Source organism: Mycobacterium sp. 155 (genome assembly GCF_000373905.1).
In the GTDB taxonomy this organism is placed as follows: Bacteria; Actinomycetota; Actinomycetes; order Mycobacteriales; family Mycobacteriaceae; genus Mycobacterium.
In genome coordinates this window covers 3033731-3053412 of record NZ_KB892705.1, presented here as the reverse complement: position 1 = coordinate 3053412, position 19682 = coordinate 3033731, and the positions used below count along the sequence as shown (strand labels likewise).

16 protein-coding genes and 1 pseudogene are annotated in these 19682 nt (G+C 66.0%); 8 read left to right on the top strand and 9 right to left on the bottom strand.

The features are described 5' to 3' along the window. Positions 1-57: 57 nt before the first annotated feature. Positions 58-1734 (bottom strand): alpha-keto acid decarboxylase family protein, encoded by a 1677-nt coding sequence (locus B133_RS0114585; protein ID WP_018602090.1) that lies wholly within the window; start codon positions 1732-1734, stop codon positions 58-60. A gap of 18 nt (positions 1735-1752) precedes the next feature. Between B133_RS0114585 and B133_RS0114580 the strand changes: the two genes are divergently transcribed. The 3 genes from B133_RS0114580 to B133_RS0114570 are packed head-to-tail and all read left to right on the top strand — an operon-like array spanning position 1753 to position 4708. Continuing rightward, on the top strand, positions 1753-2835 hold the full coding sequence (locus B133_RS0114580; RefSeq protein ID WP_018602088.1) for a CaiB/BaiF CoA-transferase family protein: 1083 nt from the start codon (positions 1753-1755) through the stop codon (positions 2833-2835). A gap of 59 nt (positions 2836-2894) precedes the next feature. Continuing rightward, positions 2895-3788 carry a universal stress protein gene (locus B133_RS0114575; RefSeq protein WP_018602086.1) on the top strand — a complete coding sequence of 298 codons (894 nt, stop codon included), beginning with the start codon at positions 2895-2897 and terminating at the stop codon, positions 3786-3788. A gap of 26 nt (positions 3789-3814) precedes the next feature. Next, entirely contained in the window at positions 3815-4708 is an 894-nt protein-coding gene (locus tag B133_RS0114570; protein WP_018602084.1) for a universal stress protein, read from the top strand. 28 nt (positions 4709-4736) lie between these two features. Here the strand turns inward: B133_RS0114570 and B133_RS0114565 are convergent, their stop codons facing one another. Next, positions 4737-5945, bottom strand: a complete 1209-nt coding sequence (locus tag B133_RS0114565; protein WP_018602082.1) for a pyridoxal phosphate-dependent aminotransferase — start codon at positions 5943-5945, stop codon at positions 4737-4739. A 257-nt stretch (positions 5946-6202) separates the two neighbouring features. Between B133_RS0114565 and B133_RS0114560 the strand changes: the two genes are divergently transcribed. Together B133_RS0114560 and B133_RS0114555 are read left to right on the top strand one after the other, a co-directional pair. Beyond that, positions 6203-7414: an acetyl-CoA C-acetyltransferase gene (locus B133_RS0114560; protein WP_018602080.1), complete on the top strand. Its 1212-nt coding sequence runs from the start codon at positions 6203-6205 to the stop codon at positions 7412-7414. Between the two features lie 11 nt (positions 7415-7425). Beyond that, positions 7426-9573 carry a 3-hydroxyacyl-CoA dehydrogenase NAD-binding domain-containing protein gene (locus tag B133_RS0114555; RefSeq protein ID WP_018602078.1) on the top strand — a complete coding sequence of 716 codons (2148 nt, stop codon included), beginning with the start codon at positions 7426-7428 and terminating at the stop codon, positions 9571-9573. A gap of 124 nt (positions 9574-9697) precedes the next feature. Here the strand turns inward: B133_RS0114555 and B133_RS0114550 are convergent, their stop codons facing one another. Further along, positions 9698-10906: an FAD-dependent monooxygenase gene (locus tag B133_RS0114550; protein WP_018602076.1), complete on the bottom strand. Its 1209-nt coding sequence runs from the start codon at positions 10904-10906 to the stop codon at positions 9698-9700. Between the two features lie 76 nt (positions 10907-10982). On the opposite strand from B133_RS0114550, the gene B133_RS0114545 reads away from it, so the two are divergent. Next, positions 10983-11528, top strand: a complete 546-nt coding sequence (locus tag B133_RS0114545) for a TetR/AcrR family transcriptional regulator (RefSeq protein WP_018602075.1) — start codon at positions 10983-10985, stop codon at positions 11526-11528. A 1-nt stretch (position 11529) separates the two neighbouring features. On the opposite strand, the gene B133_RS0114540 is transcribed toward B133_RS0114545, so the two are convergent. The 3 genes from B133_RS0114540 to B133_RS0114530 form a co-directional block, all read right to left on the bottom strand. Continuing rightward, positions 11530-12126: a class I SAM-dependent methyltransferase gene (locus tag B133_RS0114540; RefSeq protein WP_018602073.1), complete on the bottom strand. Its 597-nt coding sequence runs from the start codon at positions 12124-12126 to the stop codon at positions 11530-11532. A 48-nt stretch (positions 12127-12174) separates the two neighbouring features. Then, positions 12175-12600 (bottom strand): pyridoxamine 5'-phosphate oxidase family protein, encoded by a 426-nt coding sequence (locus B133_RS0114535; RefSeq protein WP_018602072.1) that lies wholly within the window; start codon positions 12598-12600, stop codon positions 12175-12177. A 258-nt stretch (positions 12601-12858) separates the two neighbouring features. Beyond that, positions 12859-13872 carry an alcohol dehydrogenase catalytic domain-containing protein gene (locus B133_RS0114530; RefSeq protein WP_018602071.1) on the bottom strand — a complete coding sequence of 338 codons (1014 nt, stop codon included), beginning with the start codon at positions 13870-13872 and terminating at the stop codon, positions 12859-12861. 131 nt (positions 13873-14003) lie between these two features. On the opposite strand from B133_RS0114530, the gene B133_RS0114525 reads away from it, so the two are divergent. Next, positions 14004-14348 carry a cupin domain-containing protein gene (locus tag B133_RS0114525; protein WP_018602070.1) on the top strand — a complete coding sequence of 115 codons (345 nt, stop codon included), beginning with the start codon at positions 14004-14006 and terminating at the stop codon, positions 14346-14348. A gap of 38 nt (positions 14349-14386) precedes the next feature. Here B133_RS0114525 and B133_RS0114520 read toward each other — a convergent pair. The 3 genes and pseudogenes from B133_RS0114520 to B133_RS0114510 form a co-directional block, all read right to left on the bottom strand. Beyond that, positions 14387-15454: pseudogene (locus B133_RS0114520) on the bottom strand (IS110 family transposase); the annotation flags it as partial. Between the two features lie 339 nt (positions 15455-15793). Further along, positions 15794-17443: a DNA repair helicase XPB gene (locus B133_RS0114515; protein WP_018602069.1), complete on the bottom strand. Its 1650-nt coding sequence runs from the start codon at positions 17441-17443 to the stop codon at positions 15794-15796. Between the two features lie 63 nt (positions 17444-17506). Then, a complete protein-coding gene (locus B133_RS0114510) occupies positions 17507-18955 on the bottom strand; it encodes an alpha/beta hydrolase family protein (RefSeq protein WP_232423305.1) in 1449 nt (482 codons plus the stop codon). Between the two features lie 311 nt (positions 18956-19266). Here B133_RS0114510 and B133_RS0114500 point away from each other — a divergent pair, with 311 nt between their 5' ends. After that, on the top strand, positions 19267-19635 hold the full coding sequence (locus tag B133_RS0114500; protein WP_018602066.1) for a hypothetical protein: 369 nt from the start codon (positions 19267-19269) through the stop codon (positions 19633-19635). Positions 19636-19682: the final 47 nt, after the last annotated feature.

Here is a 19682-nt window from a genome sequence, read left to right as displayed (position 1 = left end):
CGCCGCTGCTGCGCCCGTCTGGACACCGCGACGCGCCGCAGGATGTGACATCGGCCGTTAGGACGCCCCGCGCGAATTTGCTGCCGATGCCGACTGCGCGAGCTCGGCCAGCAACGGCGGAATGTCCAGCCGGGGCACCAGGGCCTCGATGAACACCATGCGGTCACGGGTGCCGGCCGCCGCGCTGAGCGCATCGTCGAGCTCACCGCAGGTAGCCACGCGGAAGGTCAGTGCGTCAGCCACTCCCAGCGCGGCGGGTAGATCGGCCCAGCGCCACACGGCGATGTCGTTGTATGGTGCGGTCACGCCGTGGATCGCGCGTTCCACCGTGTAGCCATCGTTGTTGACTACCACCACGACTGGGGCCAGGTCCTCCCGGCTGAAGGCCCCGAGTTCCTGCACGGTCAGCTGGGCCGCGCCGTCACCGATCAGTAGCACCGTGCGCCGGTTGCGGTCGGCCAGCCCGGCCCCGAGCGCGGCGGGCAGGGTGTAGCCGATCGACCCCCACAGCGGCTGGCCGATGAACGTGACTCCGGACGGCAACCGGTGCCCGGCCATCCCGTAGAACGACGTCCCCTGATCGGCGAGTACCACGTTGCCCGGAGTAAGGGCTTGAGAAAGCCTGTCCCACAATGCCTCCTGGGTGAGAGATGCTTCGCGGGCCGGCACCGCGGCCGGGGTGGGCGAGGGCGGCGGAGGCAGTTCCGGTGACGTGATCCCGCGTTCGGACAGTATCGCGGCGATGGCCTCGAGGGCGGCGGCCATGTCCAACGGCGCATACACCTGGCCGGCGATCACGCTCTGGTTGGCACCGATGTCGATGGTGCGAGCCGGGTCGATGCGCTGACTGAAAAATCCGCTGACCATGTCGGTGAAGAGCACCCCCGCCGTCACCAGCACGGGCGCGCCCTCGATCACCTCGCGCACCGAATCCTCGCTGGCCGCACCGGCATAGATGCCGACGTAATTCGGCGAGCTCTCGTCCACCAGACTCTTGCCCCACATCAGGGTGGCATGCGGCACGACGTCCGCGTCCAGCAGTGCGTTGAGTTCTCTGACACAACCCAACCGGTGCACCAGGAAGTCGGCCAGCACCGAGACCCGGTGATCGCCGATGAGTTCGGCCGCGGCCGCGGTGAACAGTGCCAGCGCCCGCGGGCTGGTGCCGCCGGTGTAGCGCGGCAGGGGAGCGGCCGGTGGTTCGGTGGGGAAGCGGGCCACATCGGTGGCGATCAGCAGGTAGCCCGGTCGCTTCTGCTCACGCACCTCCGAGAGCACGCGGTCGATCTCGCGGGTCGCCGTCGCTGGCGCCAGATTTGCTTGGGCACAGGTGATTTCACGGCTGATCCGCAGGAAATGCTCGAAATCGCCGTCACCGAGCGTGTGGTGCACGATGCGCCGGGCCCCCTGGGTGTCCTTGGACGGCGCACCCACGATGTGCACCACGGGAACATGTTCGGCAAAGCTGCCCGCCACGGCGTTGGCCGCCGACAGCTCACCCACGCCGAACGTCGTCACCAGTGCCGCCATCCCGCGCAACCGGCCATACCCGTCGGCGGCGTACCCGGCGTTGAGTTCGTTCGCGCCACCGACCCAGCGCACATCGGGATGGGCAAGGACATGGTCGAGGAACTCCAGCTGGTAGTCGCCGGGCACACCGAAGATCTCGGTCACCCCGAGCTCGGCCAGCCGGTCCAACAGATAGTCGCCGACCGTGTAGGCGTTTTCGGTCATGGCGTTAGTGTGCCTCGCATGACCAACACAGGCCCCTTGGATGGAGTGAGAGTCGTCGAACTCGGTGGTATCGGCCCCGGGCCGCACGCCGCGATGATGCTGGCCGATCTGGGCGCCGACGTGGTGCGGGTGCGCCGCCCGGGCGGGTTGACCATGCCCGCCGAGGACGTGGACCTGCTCCACCGCGGTAAGCGCATCGTGGATCTCGACGTGAAAGCGCAACCCGACAAGCTGCTGGACCTGGCCGCGAAAGCCGATGTGCTGCTGGACTGTTTCCGTCCGGGCACCTGCGAGCGGCTTGGGATCGGGCCGCAGGAGTGCCAGGCCGTCAACCCGAGGCTGATTTTCGCGCGCATCACGGGCTGGGGCCAAGACGGTCCATTGGCGCAGACGGCCGGACACGACATCAACTACCTGTCGCAGACAGGCGTGCTGAGTGCGATCGGCTACCGGGACAGGCCACCGGTGGCACCGCTGAACCTGGTCGCCGACTTCGGCGGCGGTTCGATGCTGGTGCTCATCGGCATCGTCACCGCGCTGTACGAGCGGGAACGCTCAGGTAGGGGCCAGGTGATCGACGCCGCGATGGTCGACGGTGTCAGCATGCTCGCCCAGATGATGTGGACCATGCGGGCCACGGGCTCACTGCGCGATCAGCGAGAATCGTTCCTGCTCGACGGTGGCGCGCCGTACTACCGGACTTACGAGACCTCCGACGGTGGATACATGGCGGTCGGATCGATCGAGCCGCAGTTCTTCGCTCAGTTGGTGGCCGGGCTCGGGCTGGCCGCAGACGACATTCCCGGACAGTTCGAGCTGGCCCGCTACGACGAGATGCGGGCGATCTTCACCGAACGCTTCGCCACCAAGACCCGCGACGAATGGACCGAGATCTTCGCGGGCTCCGATGCCTGCGTGACGCCCGTGCTGACTTGGGGTGAGGCTGCGAACAACGGACATCTGCGAGCCCGCTCGACGCTGGTGTCGATCGATGGCGTCGACCAAGCTGCACCGGCACCCCGGTTCTCCCGTACGCCCGCGGGCCCGCCGGGAACACCGCCCAAGGTCACCACGGCGATCGAGAACATCGGCTGGGATTGAGCCCGCTATAGGGACCTTCGGCCCTGCCACGGTCGCAGGGCCGCGGCGAGTATGGGGGCATGGTTTCCTCGGATGGACCCGTCGTCGTTGGAATCGATGGCAGTGACTCGGCGATCAACGCCGCTCGGTGGGCGGGCGCAGTCGCCGACCGGTACGGCGCGCCACTGCAGATCGTGTATGCGCTGCCGACCATCGGCCGCAACCTGAGCTTGAGCGTTGCCGCGATCACCGCGGCCATGATGTCGTACCAGCGAGATTGCGCCGACCTCTACCTCAAGGCCGCTGCCGACGCCGTTCGATCGGACCGGCCGGTGCTCGCGATCACGACGGCTTCGGTGGACGAGCCTGCCGACGAGGCGCTCGTCGCAGCCAGTCGTGGAGCACGCCTGGTGGTGTTGGGCGGCAAGCCGGTTACGCCGGCCGCAGCGCTGCTGCTCGGCTCCGTCTCACTGGCTGTGGCGACGCGGGCAGCGTGCCCCATGGTGGCGTTTCGAGGGGATCGGGTCGCACCGGATGAGAGCCCGGTCGTCGTGGGAGTAGATGACAGCCACTCCGCGGTCGCGGCGTTGGGTGCGGCGTTCGAGTTCGCGGACAGGTTCGGGGCCGACATCACGGCGGTGCGCTCGCTGTCGCTGACACCGCCCGCCGAAGCGGGGGTCACGATCCCGTTCCTGATCGACTGGGAAGGCCTCGAAGCCGCCGAACTGGTTTCCTTGGCCGAAACTGTCGACATCGCGAACAGGACGCACCCGTCGGTCGACGCGAAGTGCTTTGTCGAAGCGGTGTCTCCGGCCAAGGCAGTGTTTCAGCATGCCGCCGACGCTCAGCTCATCGCGGTGGGAACCAGGGGCCGCAATGCGGTGGCCGGCACTGTGCTCGGGTCTACCAGCCTCAACATGCTGCATCACAGCTCGGTGCCGGTGCTGATCTGTCGCGCCGCCGATCAGTTGTAAAGCCTTTACGAGCAAAGGAGATTCAGATGTCCGAAGCACCGGTTCGGCATGGCATCGTGGTCGGGGTCGATGGATCCTCGTCGTCCGATGCGGCCGTGGCGTGGGCCGCGCGCGACGCTGCCCTGCGCCGTGTCCCACTGACGTTCATCCATGTGCTGCCGATGGCGGCCGCGCCGGCCTGGCTCGACATGGGCTTGCCCGACGATTACTGGACCGGGCAGGAAAAGCGCGGACAGGAGATCGTGGCTGCGGCGCGGGACGTCGCGAACAAGGTCACCGCTGGTGGTGAACCGTTGCACATAAGCAGCGAGATCGTTTCCGGCAACTCGGTCGGTACGCTCGTCGACCGTGCGCGGCATGCCGATCTGCTGGTTATCGGCAGCCGAGGTCTCGGCAAATGGAGCCGGCGTGTGCTCGGCTCGGTCAGCTCGAGCCTGATTCGGCATGCGCACTGCCCCGTCGTCGTGATCCGCGACGGTCAGAAGCCCCGAGACGACGCACCGATCGTGGTCGGCGTCGACGGGTCACCCGCGTCGGAACTGGCCACCGAGATTGCCTTCGACGAGGCGTCGCGGCGTGGAGTCGAACTTGTCGTGGTGCACACGTGGAACGACGTGGACTACGAGTTTCCGGACGTCAAATGGACCGATCTCAAACCCCGCGAGGATCGTGCGGTCTCCGAACAGCTGGCCGGCTGGTGCGAGCGCTATCCCGACGTGGTGGTGCGGCGCGAGCTGATGCGCGACCGGCCCGCACAGCAGTTGGTGGAGCAGTCCGAAGGGGCGCAACTGGTCGTAGTGGGGTGCCGGGGCAGGGGCGGATTCGTCGGCATGATGCTCGGTTCGGTGAGCGCGGCCGTGGTCGAATCGGTGCAGGTGCCCGTGATCGTCGCCCGCGGATCGGCGGAAACCGGCAGTTAGAAAATGGTGGCCGCAGACCGCTAGCGGTTCACGGCTTGAGCACCTGCAGGCGGCGGATCGCCTCGTCAAGGGTGTCGTTGCGTTTGCAGAACGCGAAGCGCACCAGGTGATTCCACAGGTCGGCGTGCGGGGCTTGACCGGATGTCGCCGGCAGCCCGGCTCCGGTGGGGTTGCAGAACGCCGCCATCGGAATGGCCGCTACACCGGACCGGTGCGGTAGCTCGGCGCAGAACGCGCTGCTTTCGTCGTAGCCCAGTGGCCGCGGGTCGGCGCACAGGAAGTACGTGCCCGGGCTGTCGTGCACCTCGAACCCGATCTCGGCCAGGGCCGAACTCAGCCGGTCCCGTTTGGCCTGATACGCGTCGCGCAGATCGGCCACCCAGGCGTCCTCGTGATTCAGCGCGTGGGCGACCGCGGGCTGAAACGGTGCCCCACCGACATAGGTCAGGTACTGCTTGGCGGCGCGCACGCCTGCGATGAGATCAGCACCGCCGCAAGCCCATCCGATCTTCCATCCGGTGACATTGAACATCTTGGCCGCACTGGAGATGGTGACGGTGCGTTCGGCCATCCCGGGATAGTTGGCGATCGGCAGATGCCGGTGCCCGCTGGGCGATGAGTAGACCAGCTGTTCGTACACCTCGTCGCTGATCACCAGCAGGTCATGCTGGACCGCCAGCGCGGCGATGGCCCGCAGCTCGGCGTCAGAGGCCACCGAGCCCGTCGGATTGTGCGGTGAGTTGAGGATCAGCGCCCGGGTTCGTGGAGTGACAGCCCGACGGAGTCCTTCTATGTCGATGGCGAACCCGCGTCCGTCTGCGACCAGCGGGACGTTGCGGCGCACACAACCGGCCATCGCGATCACGGGGGAGTAGGAGTCGTAGAACGGCTCGATGACCAGCACCTCGGAGCCGGGTTCGATCAGGCCGATCACCGAGGCCGCGATGGCCTCGGTCGCGCCGACAGTCACCAGCACCTCGGTGTCAGGATCGTAGACAGTGCCGTAGTGGCGCTGTCGCTGTCCGGCGATCGCCTGCCGCAACGCGGGGATGCCGAGGCCGGGCGGGTATTGGTTGATGCCCTCGGCGATGGCGTCCTGCGCGACCTTGAGAATCGCGGCCGGGCCGTCCTCGTCGGGAAAGCCCTGGCCGAGGTTCACTGCGCCAAGCTCGGTGGCCAGCGCCGACATCTCGGCGAAAATGGTGACGGCATAGGGCCGCAGCCGCTCGACAGTCATGGTCGTTGAGCGTAGGGGCTGTTCGATGTCCAGTGTGCGGTGAGGTCCAGTGTGCGGTGAGACCGTGAAACCCGGCGAATCCGCGGTCTGGACGCACGCTCGGTGATGCGATGCCACCGTTTCGTGTGGTCTAAATCTCCCGACCAACAGGTTGGTTTGTAATCCTGTTACGCTGCGGACAGAGGTCCGTCTGTATCCGTGCGGCGGATCCACAACCAAAACCTGAACCTGGACTGCACAAGGCAGGGAGCAGACACATGTCCGAAGAAGCCTTCATCTACGAGGCGATCCGTACGCCGCGTGGGAAACAGCGCAATGGCGCTCTCAACGAGGTCAAGCCCGTCAACCTGGTGGTCGGTCTGATCGACGAAATCCGCAGCCGTTACCCCGACCTGGACGAGACGTTGATCAGCGACGTCATCCTGGGTGTGGTGTCCCCGGTCGGCGACCAGGGCGGCGACATCGCCCGCACCGCGGCTTTGGTGGCCAAGCTGCCGGAGACCACCGGTGGGTTCCAGCTCAACCGCTTCTGCGCGTCGGGCCTGGAAGCCGTCAACCTGGCTGCCCAGAAGGTTCGCTCCGGCTGGGACGACCTGGTGCTGGCCGGTGGCGTCGAATCGATGAGCCGGGTTCCGATGGGCTCCGACGGCGGCGCATGGGCGATGGACCCGGAGACCAACTATCGCGTCGGTTTCGTGCCGCAGGGCATCGGCGCCGATCTGATCGCCACCATCGAGGGCTTCTCGCGCGACGACGTCGACGCCTACGCGGCACGCTCGCAGGAGCGCGCCGCGGCCGCATGGTCCGGCGGCTACTTCGCCAAGTCCGTCGTCCCGGTCAAGGACCAGAACGGATTGGTCATCCTCGACCACGACGAGCACATGCGTCCCGGCACCACCGTGGCTGACTTGGGCAAGCTGAAGTCGGCATTCGAGGGCCTGGGTGCGATGGGCGGTTTCGACGACGTGGCGCTGCAGAAGTACCACTGGGTCGAGAAGATCAACCACGTGCACACCGGCGGTAACAGCTCGGGCATCGTCGACGGTGCCGCCCTGCTGTTGATCGGTAGCGAAAGTGCGGGGAGCGCTCAGAATCTGACCCCGCGGGCGCGCGTCGTGGCCACCGCAACCAGCGGTGCCGATCCCGTCATCATGCTCACCGGCCCGACCCCGGCCACCCGCAAGGTGCTTGACCGTGCCGGCCTGACGGTCGACGACATCGACTTGTTCGAGCTCAACGAGGCGTTCGCGTCGGTGGTGCTGAAGTTCCAGAAGGATCTGGGCATTCCCGACGAGAAGCTCAACGTCAACGGTGGCGCCATCGCGATGGGCCACCCGCTGGGCGCCACGGGCGCCATGATCACCGGAACCATGGTCGACGAACTGGAGCGTCGCGGCGCTCGGCGTGCCCTGATCACGCTGTGTATCGGCGGCGGCATGGGTGTGGCCACCATCATCGAGCGCGTCTAGGAGATATGACCATGGCAGAGAACACCATTCAGTGGGACAAGGATGCCGACGGCATCGTCACCCTGACGCTGGACGACCCGACCGGTTCGGCCAACGTGATGAACGAGCACTACAAGGAATCCATGCACAATGCCGTAGAAAGGCTTGTGGCGGAACAGGATTCGATCACCGGTGTGGTGATCACCAGTGCGAAGAAGACCTTCTTCGCCGGCGGTGACCTCAAGGGCATGATGAACATCGGCCCCGACAATGCTGCCGAAGCCTTCGAGATGGTCGAGGACATCAAGGCCGACCTGCGCAAGCTGGAGACCCTGCCGAAGCCCGTCGTTGCCGCGATCAACGGCGCGGCGCTGGGCGGCGGGCTGGAGATCGCGCTGGCGTGTAACCACCGCATCGCCGCCGACGTCAAGGGCAGCCAGATCGGCCTGCCCGAAGTCACTCTTGGCCTGTTGCCCGGCGGTGGCGGCGTGACTCGCACGGTGCGAATGTTCGGTATCCAAAAGGCATTCATGGAGGTGCTGAGCCAGGGCACCCGGTTCAATCCGACCAGGGCGAAGGAGACCGGCCTGGTCGACGAACTGGTCGGTTCCGTCGACGAACTTGTGCCGCGCGCCAAGGCCTGGATCAAAGCCAACCCCGACGCCGGCACGCAGCCATGGGACGTCAAGGGCTACAAGATCCCCGGCGGCACGCCGTCCACCCCGGCGCTCGCCGCGATCCTGCCGTCGTTCCCGGCGCTGCTGCGTAAGCAGCTCAAGGGTGCGCCGATGCCGGCGCCGCGCGCAATCCTCGACGCCGCGGTCGAAGGTGCGCAGGTCGACTTCGACACCGCCTTGCGGATCGAGAGCCGCTACTTCACCCAGCTGGTCACCGGCCAGACCGCCAAGAACATGATCCAGGCGTTCTTCCTGGATCTGCAGCACATCAACGGGGGCGGTTCGCGTCCCGACGGCATCGCCAAGCAGGAGATCAAGAAGATCGGCGTTCTCGGCGCGGGCATGATGGGCGCCGGTATCGCCTACGTGTCGGCCAAGGCCGGCTACGACGTCGTCCTCAAGGACGTCACTCTCGAGGCCGCGCAGAAGGGCAAGGCGTACTCCGAGGGCCTGGAGGCCAAGGCGCTCCAGCGGGGTAAGACCACCGAAGAACGTTCTGCTGCATTGCTTTCCAAGATCACCCCGACCGCCGATCCGCAGGATCTCAAGGGCGTCGACTTCGTGATCGAGGCCGTGTTCGAGAACCAGGAACTCAAGCACAAGGTGTTCGGTGAGATCGAGGACATCGTCGAACCCAACGCGGTCCTCGGCTCCAACACCTCCACGCTGCCGATCACCGGTCTGGCGGCCGGGGTGAAGCGCCAGGAGGACTTCATCGGGATCCACTTCTTCTCGCCGGTCGACAAGATGCCGCTGGTCGAGATCATCAAGGGCGAGAAGACTTCTGACGAGGCACTGGCCCGGGTATTCGACTACACGCTGGCCATCAAGAAGACGCCGATCGTGGTCAACGACAGTCGCGGCTTCTTCACCTCGCGCGTGATCGGCACCTTCGTCAACGAGGCGCTGGCCATGCTGGGCGAGGGCGTCGAGCCGGCATCGATCGAGCAGGCTGGGTCGCAGGCCGGCTATCCGGCTGCGCCACTGCAGCTTTCGGATGAGCTCAACCTGGAGCTCATGCACAAGATCGCTGCCGCTACACGCAAGGGTGTCGAGGATGCCGGTGGCACCTATGAGCCGCATCCGGCCGAGGCGGTGGTGGAGAAGATGATCGAGCTCGGCCGCCCGTCGCGGCTGAAGGGTGCCGGCTTCTACGAGTACGTCGACGGCAAGCGCACCGGTCTCTGGCCGGGCCTGCGGGAGACCTTCAACTCCGGGTCCTCGACCATCCCGCTGCAGGACATGATCGACCGCATGCTGTTCGCCGAGGCGCTGGAGACCCAGAAGTGCCTGGACGAAGGGGTTTTGACGTCGACGGCTGACGCCAACATCGGCTCGATCTTCGGCATCGGCTACCCGCCCTACACCGGCGGTTCACACCAATTCATCGTCGGGTACGAGGGTCCGGGCGGTGTCGGCAAGGAAGCCTTCGTGGCCCGGGCCAAGGAGTTGGCCGCCCGCTACGGTGATCGCTTCCTGCCGCCGGCCTCGCTCGAGTCCTAAGCACGAAATGTCAAAAGCCCCCGGCGCCCGGCGGGGGCTTTTGCGTGCGTGGGCATCCAGATTGCGCTCAAGGCTGTTGATTTCGCGATTTCACGACCCTGTGTGCAATCTCAACCGGGTGCGCTCACCCGGTCAGCGAGGCCGGCCACGCCGGCAGCGGCATGGTGTCGTAGAGCCGCACGCCCTTGTCGTTGAGCCGGGCCAGTGATTTCGTCAGGCTCGACGGCAGCAATGAGATCAGCTGGCCGGCGACCACCAATGTGCTTACACCCCAACGGCTTCTGGGGACAATGGTTCGTGCGTTGACCCGGGCCAGCTTCCGGCTGCCCTGAACCGGTGCCTGCAGCGCGCGTTCGTAGGCGGCGAATGCGGCGCGATAGTCGTCACCGGCCTTTATCATTTCGGCTGCCAACAGGTAGGCGCCATACACCGCGAGACTGGTACTTCCGCCGACGGCGGGGCCCGGGCAATAGCCTGCGTCTCCGACCAGAGTCACCCGGCCGTGCGACCACGTGGCCATTTCAAGCTGTGTGATGGCGTCGAAGTAAAACGTCGGCGACCGCGGTATCTCGTCGAGCCAGCGCTGCACTTCGTCGGGTGCCCCGGCGTAGGCGGTGCGCAATTGGGCCTGTTGGCGCCCAATGTCGCGGTGGTCATAGTCCAGCGGATTGTCGGGGCGGAAGATGAACACCGCCCGGGCGTCGTCGAGATGGTTGGCGGTATACACCATCGCCACCCGACCCGGTTCGTAGTAACCGGTCATTTCATTATGGCGGGCAGAGCTTTTCGGCACAGAGACGACCGACAGATATCCGCCGAGGAAGCGCTCGGCGACATGCTCGCCGAATGTCAGCCGACGGACGCCGGAGTGCAATCCGTCTGCGCCCACGACCACGTCGAAGCGTCGGGACCGATTGTGTTCGAACGTCACATCGCCGTCGGGTGAGATCTCGGTGATGTGGTCCCCGAAGAGGTATTCGACGCCGCTCTGCCCGGCTCGGAAGTAGATCTCGCTGAGGTCGTCGCGCATGATCTCGACGTGCCGGTCGGACATCGCACCGATGAGCTTGATGTAGTCGATTTCTGCGGGACGTGACGTCCCGGGCCGATGGATGGTCAACCGGGTGGTGCCGGTGGCTGCGGCCTCGATCTCACGGAGTACCCCCATGCGTTCGGAGATCTCCATCGCAGGCCGGAACAGGTCGACGGCGTGGCCGCCGGTCTTACGCAACGCGGGCGAGCGTTCCACCACGGTGACGTCGAATCCATGCCGAGACAGCCAGTAGGCGAGCACTGGTCCGGCGATGCTGGCACCGGAGATGAGTACTTTCATGATGCCCCCCTACTTAACGATCGGTAAGTGCTCATTTCGTGAGCTTACCGATCGTTAAGTAAGTTAGGGTAGCTACGTGGAAAAGCCCGCTTCGGATACCCGGCAACGCATCCAGGCGGCGGCACGTGAACTGTTCGCCGAGAAGGGCGTTCTGCGCACCAGCTTGCAGGACATCGCCGATCGGCTCGGCCTCACCAAACCCGCGCTGTACTACCACTTCCGGTCACGTGAAGACCTGGTCCGCAGCATCGTGCAACCCCTGATCGATGAGGGTGAGGCCTTTATCGCAGAGCAGGAGTGCAAGCGGCCAGCGGAGCGGGCCGCAGCGCGGGAGCTTCTCGAGGGCTACTTCGACTTCCATTACCGGCACCGCGCTGATCTTGTGCTGATCGTCTCCGAGCTGACCATGTTGGCCGACCTGGGACTGATCGACCAACTGCTGGCCTGGCGGGCGAGGCTGGGTGCGCTGGTCTTTGGCCGGCGTCCCACGCTCGAGCAGTCCACCCGCGCGGTCATCGCCTTCGGCGGTCTGCAGGATTGCTGCCTGCAATTCCCGGACGTTCCTTACGAGCGGCTGCGGCGTGCCACCGTCGACGGTGCCATGGCTGCGCTGGCCATGTGAGTCAGCTCCGCCGCTTGAACAGATAGTGCCGGGCCGGGTCTTTCCCGTTGTGGTCCATCGCGGGTTCGCTGCCGCTGGACACCAGGGCCCAGGCGTCGGCGAACCGGTGCTTGACCTCTGCTTCGACGATGCCGGGAACCCCGAACGTTGCGCCCGGGACAAACGCCACGATGGACAACAGTGCATCCGGTGCCGCCACAGCGGTGATCTGCTGGGCGTAGGCATCGCGGTCCTCGGTGCTCATCCCGTGCAGGCAGCCGCTGTCGACGATCAACGTGAAATCGCGGTCCACGGCCGCGGTGCTCAACTGCGTCGCGTCGGCTTGCAGGAACCGCACGTCGACACCCTGTTTCGCCGCCTTCGTCCGTGCCTTGTCGACGGCCGTCGCGACGAAGTCGACGCCGGTTACCCGCCAGCCCTGCTGCGCCAGGTAGATCGAGTTGTCGCCCGTGCCGCAGCCGACGTCGAGGGCTTTGCCCGGTGGCAGCGGATCGTCACCTTCGATCAGCTCGAGCAAGCCCTGCGCAATCGGGTGGCCGTCCCACGGCGTGAAGCCAAGTCGGTAGAACGCGCGGAACAGGCGTTGTCGGGAAGCCATGCCTCCACCCTGCCGCGTCGATCGATGGCTGCCAAGGTGGGTGCGGCGTCACAGCCGTCCGAGGTCGGCCGACAGCCAGTGCTCGGGCTTCAGGTGTATCACGACGCTCTCACCGTGCTCGCGACGGGCGTATTCCAGATACGGCTCGACCCTTTCCGGAGCCAGGTAGCGCTTGGCTAACTCGGCGAGCTGTTCTTCGGTACCGGGCTCGATACGGCTCACCGCACCGTCGACAGCGACGTAGCGCACCGTTGGCTCGACTCGCTCGACCATCAGCGACAGATGCCCCGCTGCTTCGATGAGCCGATGCTTGCGGGACCCTGAGCCCGTCAGCAGCCAGGGCTCACCGCCGGGTGCGTACTGGTACCAGATCGGCACCGTCAGTGGGCCGCGCTTGTCGCCGGCGTACACAGACAGAGCGGCGATGTGTGGCTCGGTCAGAAACTGTTCACGTTCGTCTTTGGAAAGGGCCATCTTGAGAGCCTAGATCAACATTTGGGAAATGCTGCCACGCAGCGGCATTCGTCAGCCACGCGCTTCGGACTGTTCATCCCACAAGGCCAGTGACTCGACCTGGTGGGCATTTCTACGGAACAGTATTGGCTGCCGGTGCCCACCGACGAGGCCACCCGTGAGACGTGGTAGCTGGCATAGAAACCATTGTGGGACAACGCTATTGCAATTTGGATCGCAGGCGGTGGCCGGGAGGTGGCGTTGCGCCGCATATCGTTTTCAAATGGTGAGAACACCGCGGTAGCGGGCTCGTCCCTCGGCCATTGCCGCATACGCGCTCGCGGCGTCTTCGAGCGGGCATTCCTGCACCTGCGCACGGATGTTGTTGAGCACCGCGAAGTGCATGGTGTCCTCGATCTGCGAGGCGGTGCCCGACGGGTGTCCGATGACACTGAGCGCCGGGGTGATGAGTTGAACGGGGCTGATCGGAAGGGGATTGCCGGACACCCCGATCACGATCAATTCGCCGCCCGGCGCCAGGCCGCCGACCGTCTGGCCGATCGCATCCGAGTTCGCGGCGGTGGCCAGCACCACGGTGACCCCGCCGAGCCGCTGCAGCGCCTCGCTGACATCGCCGGCAGTGGAGTCGATGTAGTGGTGCGCACCGAAGCGCTCGGCGTCGGCAGCCTTGTCTGCACCCCGGGCGATCGCGACAGTCTCGAACCCCATGGCGCGCGAGAACTGAATGCCGAGATGACCCAGCCCGCCCACTCCCAAGACGGCAACCCGGTCTCCGGCGACGGCTGCACTGGTCCGCAGCGCCTGGAAGGTGGTGACCCCGGCACACCCCATCGGCGCCGCCTCGGTGAACGAGAGTCCAGCGGGGATCCGGGCGAGCGCGGTGGCCGGCACGGTCACCGACTGGGCGTAGCCACCCGGATAGTGCCAGCTGGGGACCTGCCCGTTCAGACAGTGCATGAACTGGCCCCTGCGGCACTGTGCACAGTGGTTGCAGTTGCCGCCGAACCAGCCGACGGCGACCCCATCGCCGATACCGAATTCCTCGACACCGCTACCTAATTCGGCGACGGTGCCGGCGATCTCGTGGCCGGGCGTCAGCGGCCACGTCATGAACGGGAACGAGCCGTTGACGAACTCCCGGTCGGTACCGCATACCCCGCAGGCCCGCACGTCGATGCGTACGTGACCGGGCGGTGGGGACGTGGTTTCGACATCGGCCAATCGCAGAGGAGCCCCTGCGGTATCGACGTGGACTGCGCGGTGCGTGGCCATGGTGCGTCTCCTATCGTCGGAGTTCCTCGCCGGGAAGTTCTGACCGTACCCGCGCGGGCGGTCAGGTCACGATTTCGGCGTTAACCGGGCGACCGCCGGAATCCGTCGGACCCGAGTGGCACGATCCGGTTATGGAGAAGATCTCACTCACCGCGCTCGCCCGTCAGCAGCTGACTGCGGCTCGATCGGCAAACAGCGGCCGCAGTGCACACACCGTGTACGGCGGCCATGAGCACACATTGCGCCAGACGCTCATCGCCCTCACCGAGGGCAGTTCTCTGGATGAGCATGAGAGCCCGGGTGAGGCCACTCTGCAGGTGATCGAGGGCCGGGTGTCGTTGGCGAATGCCGAGGCGAGCTGGGAAGGGTCGCCAGGTGATCACATTGTTGTTCCGCGCAGCAGGCACAGCTTGCATGCGCTCGAGGACTCCGTCGTGCTGCTGACGGTCGTGAAAGCGGTCGGCCCGCATGCGTGACGTCTGACCAAGCTCGCCGAGCAATAGCTCCTATGTCAAGCCGCTGCTGATTGTGGCGGCTGACTGGGGGTTTGGTGGTCGGGGTGGCCGGCGTCGCGGCGGAGGGCTTGGTAGACGCGGCGGGCGATGCGGCGTTTGACGCAGCGCCGGGCGGCGGCTTTGGTTTTCCCGGCATCGACCAGCTTGTGGTAGTAGATCTGCCCGGCGCTGCCGGTCATGCGGATCTGGGTGACGGCGATGCGGTGGAGGGCAGTGTTGAGTTGACGGTTACCGGCGCGGCTGAGCCGCATCTGCCCGGCGCTGGCCCCCGACCACGCCGGGATGGGCGCGACTCCGGCGTGACAGGCGAACGCCGCCTCACTGGTGAACCGGGTGACGCCGGCGGCTTCGCCGACGATCTTGGCCGCAGTCAGCTCCGCGCAGCCGGGGATCTCCAGCAGCGCCGGGGCGGACCGGTGCGCGCTGGCCGCCAAACGCTTGGCTAAGGCGTTGATCTCGCTGGTGAGTCGGATGATGTCGGTCAGCTCTGCGCGGGCAATTTCGGCGACCAGACCCGGCAGCTCCGTCAGCCAGGCCATGAGCGTCTGCTGCTGCTTGACGGCACTGAGTGAGCCCACCGCGGCGGCCCGCTCGGGATCGAGGTCATGGGCATGCCAGAGCAACCGGTTGATCGCCGAGGTACGTTGTGCTACAAGGACATCACGGCGATCGGTCAACAGTTTGAACTCCCGCGACGTCTCGTCATGAGACGCCACCGGCAGGTCGGGTTCCCGCAGCACCGCCCGGGCCACCGCGAGCGCATCGATCGGATCGGACTTGCCCCTCACCCGCGCGGACTTGCGGGTCTGGGCCATCAGCTTGGTGGGCACCCGGACCACTTTTTGCCCGGCGCCCAGCAGGTCACGTTCCAGGCGCGCGGACATGTTGCGGCAGTCCTCGATGCCCCAGATCAGCTCGGTGCCGAACTGCTCGCGCGCCCACGTGATGGCCGTGTGGTGCCCGGCGGTGGTGGCCTTGACGGTCTTCTCGCCGAGCTTGCGTCCAACCTCGTTGACCGCGACAAAGGTGTGGCTGCGCTTGTGTACATCGGCTCCAACAACAACCATGGTGGTTGCCTCCTTCAGTCATGAAGAGGGGGTGTATTGAGGTTGGGCCGGGCGGCGGACACTTCTCAGTCGGGGCGATGCCACGCTCCTATCAAGTCGCGCCGTCCGGTCCTTCTCATCTGGTGCCGGCACTACTGCTCAACGCCAACCCCCCAAAAAAGGGGCGGCAGACGCGAAATGAGCCAGACACCAGATGATCCGGAACCAACCACCGCACGCGGGGTCTGTCACCTCGACACACCGCAACACAGCACCCTCACAATGACACTGAGACACGAAAGTCCCCGACGCGCCGAGATTTTGGGACCGTGGCGTCTGCTCGCCGGGCTGAACGCGCCGCTATATCGTCGGCCCCAGCAGATCGTCGGCGTCTTTGATGATGTACCCGTAGCCCTGTTCGGCGAGGAACCGCTGTCGGTGCGCGGCGTATTCTGCGTCCAGGGAATCGCGCGAAACCACGGAGTAGAACACCGCACCACCGCCGTCGGCCTTCGGCCGCAGCAGTCGGCCCAGCCGCTGCGCCTCCTCCTGGCGCGATCCGAAGGTTCCCGAAACCTGAACGGCCACAGACGCTTCCGGCAGATCGATGGAGAAGTTCGCCACCTTGCTCACCACCAGGGTGGAGATCTCGCCGCGGCGGAACGCGTCGAACAACGCCTCACGTTCGGAGTTCTTCGTCGACCCCTGGATCACCGGCGCATCGAGCTCCTGCCCGAGTTCCTCCAGCTGGTCGAGGTACGCGCCGATGACCAGTGTCTGTTCGCCGGAGTGACGTTCCAGGATCGAGCGCACGACCGCGATCTTGGTGTGCGCAGTGGAGCACAGTTTGTAGCGTTCGTCGGGCTCGGCGGTCGCGTAGATCATCCGCTCGTTGTCAGTCATCGTCACCCGGACCTCGATGCACTCGGCCGGGGCGATCCAGCCCTGGGCTTCGATGTCCTTCCACGGCGCGTCGTAGCGCTTGGGCCCGATCAGCGAGAACACGTCGCCCTCCCGGCCGTCCTCGCGGATCAGTGTCGCGGTCAATCCCAAACGGCGTCGAGACTGCAGGTCAGCGGTCATCCGGAACACCGGGGCCGGCAACAGGTGGACCTCGTCGTAGATGATCAGACCCCAGTCGCGGCTGTCGAAGATCTCCAGGTTCTTGTACTCACCTTTGCTGCGCCGCGTGATCACCTGGTATGTCGCGATGGTGACCGGGCGGATCTCCTTCTTCTCTCCGGAGTACTCGCCAATCTCGTCCTCGGTCAGCGAGGTGCGGGCGACCAGCTCCCGCTTCCACTGCCGGCCCGCCACGGTGTTGGTGACCAGGATCAGCGTCGTCGCGCCGGCCTTGGCCATCGCCGCGGCACCGACCAGCGTCTTACCCGCGCCACACGGCAGCACCACGACGCCCGAGCCGCCGGCCCAGAACGAGTCGGTGGCCATCTCCTGGTAGTCGCGCAGTTCCCAGCCGTCCTGCTTTAGCGCGATCGGGTGCGCCTCGCCGTCGACATAGCCGGCCAGGTCCTCGGCGGGCCAGCCGATCTTGAGCAGCATCTGCTTGACCCGGCCGCGTTCACTGGCGTGCACGATCACGATGTCATCGTCGATGCGGGCACCCAGCATGGGCGCGATCTTCTTGTTGCGCAGCACCTCCTCGAGCACCGCCCGGTCGAGGCTCACCAGGGTCAACCCGTGCGCCGGATGCTTGACCAGCTGCAGCCGCCCGTAGCGGGACATGGTGTCGACGATGTCGACCAGCAGCGGCTGGGGGACGGCGTAACGGGAAAACGAGACCAGCGCGTCGACCACCTGCTCGGCGTCGTGGCCGGCCGCGCGGGCGTTCCACAGCGCCAGCGGCGTGATGCGGTAGGTGTGTACGTGTTCGGGCGCGCGCTCCAGCTCGGCGAACGGAGCGATGGCTGCGCGCGCCGCGCCGGCCTGGGCATGGTCGATCTCCAACAGCACCGTTTTGTCGGACTGCACGATCAGCGGGCCGTCACTCATGCGCGGCTCCTCGCTTGCAAGTCATTCTGACCATTATTCCGAACGCGCCGACAACACCGGAGTTCAGTGGTGCGCGGCCTGCAGCGGGATCCCTGCCGGTGCCCCTCCCGTAACGCCTCCGGGCAGCGGCACCTCGGCAACGCCCGGCGTGCCGACCTGGCCCGCCAGCCACGGCAGTGAGGCCTTGAACACGTCCATTGCGAACGGCCAGTCGTGCTTGCCCGGGCTGGCGACAACAGCGCAGGTGATGCCGTTGTCCCGGCCCAACCGGCACAGCGAATTGGCGGCGTCGGTCTGATCACCCGGATTGCCTGCGGCGTCCTGCCCGCCCAGGCCGACCGCGTCAGGATTGCCCCATCCGCCCCTCCGTTGTTGCGGCGCATCCGAGGAGATCGCGAACCAGCCCGAAACACCTTGGTACGGCCCGTGCTTGTTGATCACGGTCGTGGGGTCGTAGATCGGCCACTGCGAGGCGTCGCCGCCGTAGACCCTGGCGATGGTCTGATCTTTGGTGCCCGCATTGGGGCCCATGTCCCCGGCGATGTCGACGAAGGAGCTGAACAGCTCGGGATGCATCACGGTCAGATCCACCGCGCAGGTGCCGCCCATCGACCAGCCGACGACACCCCAACCGGCCTTCTGCACATCGAACGTGCCGGTGAGATATGGGGGCACGTCTTTGATGAGGTGATCCGCCACGTTGCCGCGCGGACCGTTGACGCATTCGGTGTCGTTGTTGAAGGAACCGCCGACGTCGACGAACACGAACACCGGGGCGTTGCCGCCGTGCGCGGCGGCGAAGTTGTCGATCGTGGCGATCGCGTTGCCTGTGCGCGGCCAGTCGGACGGGGTGTTGAACTCACCCGCGATCATCATCACGACCGGAAACTTCGGGGCATTGGCGGCGAACCAGGCCGGCGGCAGGTACACCAACTCGGTGCGGTGTTTGAACCCCGACGCGTCGGCAGGAATGTCCACCGGGACGAGTGCCCCGTGCTCAGGTGCACCCTTGCCCCGCATCCCCTGAACAGTCGCGAGGTCGGTTTCGTCGGGCAACGGCCCGGCGGTCAGTTCGTTCCAAGCCGCCGGGACCGTCGGGAAATAGCCGACCCAGAGGTTCAGGGCCAGCCCCGCGCTCAGCAGGCACAGCGGCACCGCGACCACGGACGCCCCTCGGCGCCACCAGCGGTTGCCCCGCCAACCGAACACCGCGACCGCGATCGCCAGACCGGTCAGACCCACCCAAATCCACAGCGAGTCCGGTGCGGGATCGCCGGCCAGTCCCTCGGTGTCGATGTACCAGTGGGTCCACCCGGCCAGGATGAGACCGATCACGATCGCCGCCGGCAGCCAGATCAGCCGCCACCGTCGGTTTCGCCAACCGATCGCCAGCACCAACACGATGGCGGCCACTGCCCATACCGTCGGCGGCAGCCAGCCGTGCAGCAGCGACACGCCGCGTCTCGCCGGCGCCTGAACGGCCTCGCTCAACAGGGTCGTCACGAGAGACATGGTCGTGAACAGTTCTGTGGATGAGCTGTGTCGAGGCTGTTCGTCGGGTTAGTCGTGGCTAGTAGCTCTGGTCACGCCCCGTCACAGCGGAGTGCTGATGGACACGCACGCTGGTCGAATCCACCGCCAGCAGCCGTTCGACCAGATTGGCGTCGGCGTCCAGGCACAGGACAGCTCATCCACCGCCGCGAAATTGACGCCCGATGCCCCCTGATTGGCGCGCTTGGGTGCGTAAGCACGGGTGTTGGCCAATCGGTGAGGGCGGCTGTGGTCCGCAAGTTGATGAGCATGCTGCTGGCGGTGAGCCTGGTGTGGTTGCCGGCGATCAATTGGGGGCGGTCCTCCCGGTAGCTCGGGCGGTTGCATTTGCCGATTTGTGTCCCGAAGTCGCGGCTCAATTCGACGCGTGGTCGCAACGCGCAGACGACCATAATGCCCCGGCTGGCAGCGTCAACACATACGACCACGCCGCCGTCGATGCCTACAACGCCGAGAAAGCCCAACTTGAGACCGAACGCTCTGCACTGAAGCCACGTGTCGACGCATGTACGGATGCAGCGAAGGTTGCTGAACTCAAGGACCCAGGAGGGGCGCCGCTCGCTAAGCCGTCAGCCGAGAAGAAGGCGGCCATTGACGCCACGAAACAACAGATTCCAGCTGGATACCAGCCCCCGACCTGACCACGAAAAGAATCGAGAAATTGTTCGCCCCCGGGTGACTGTGCCGT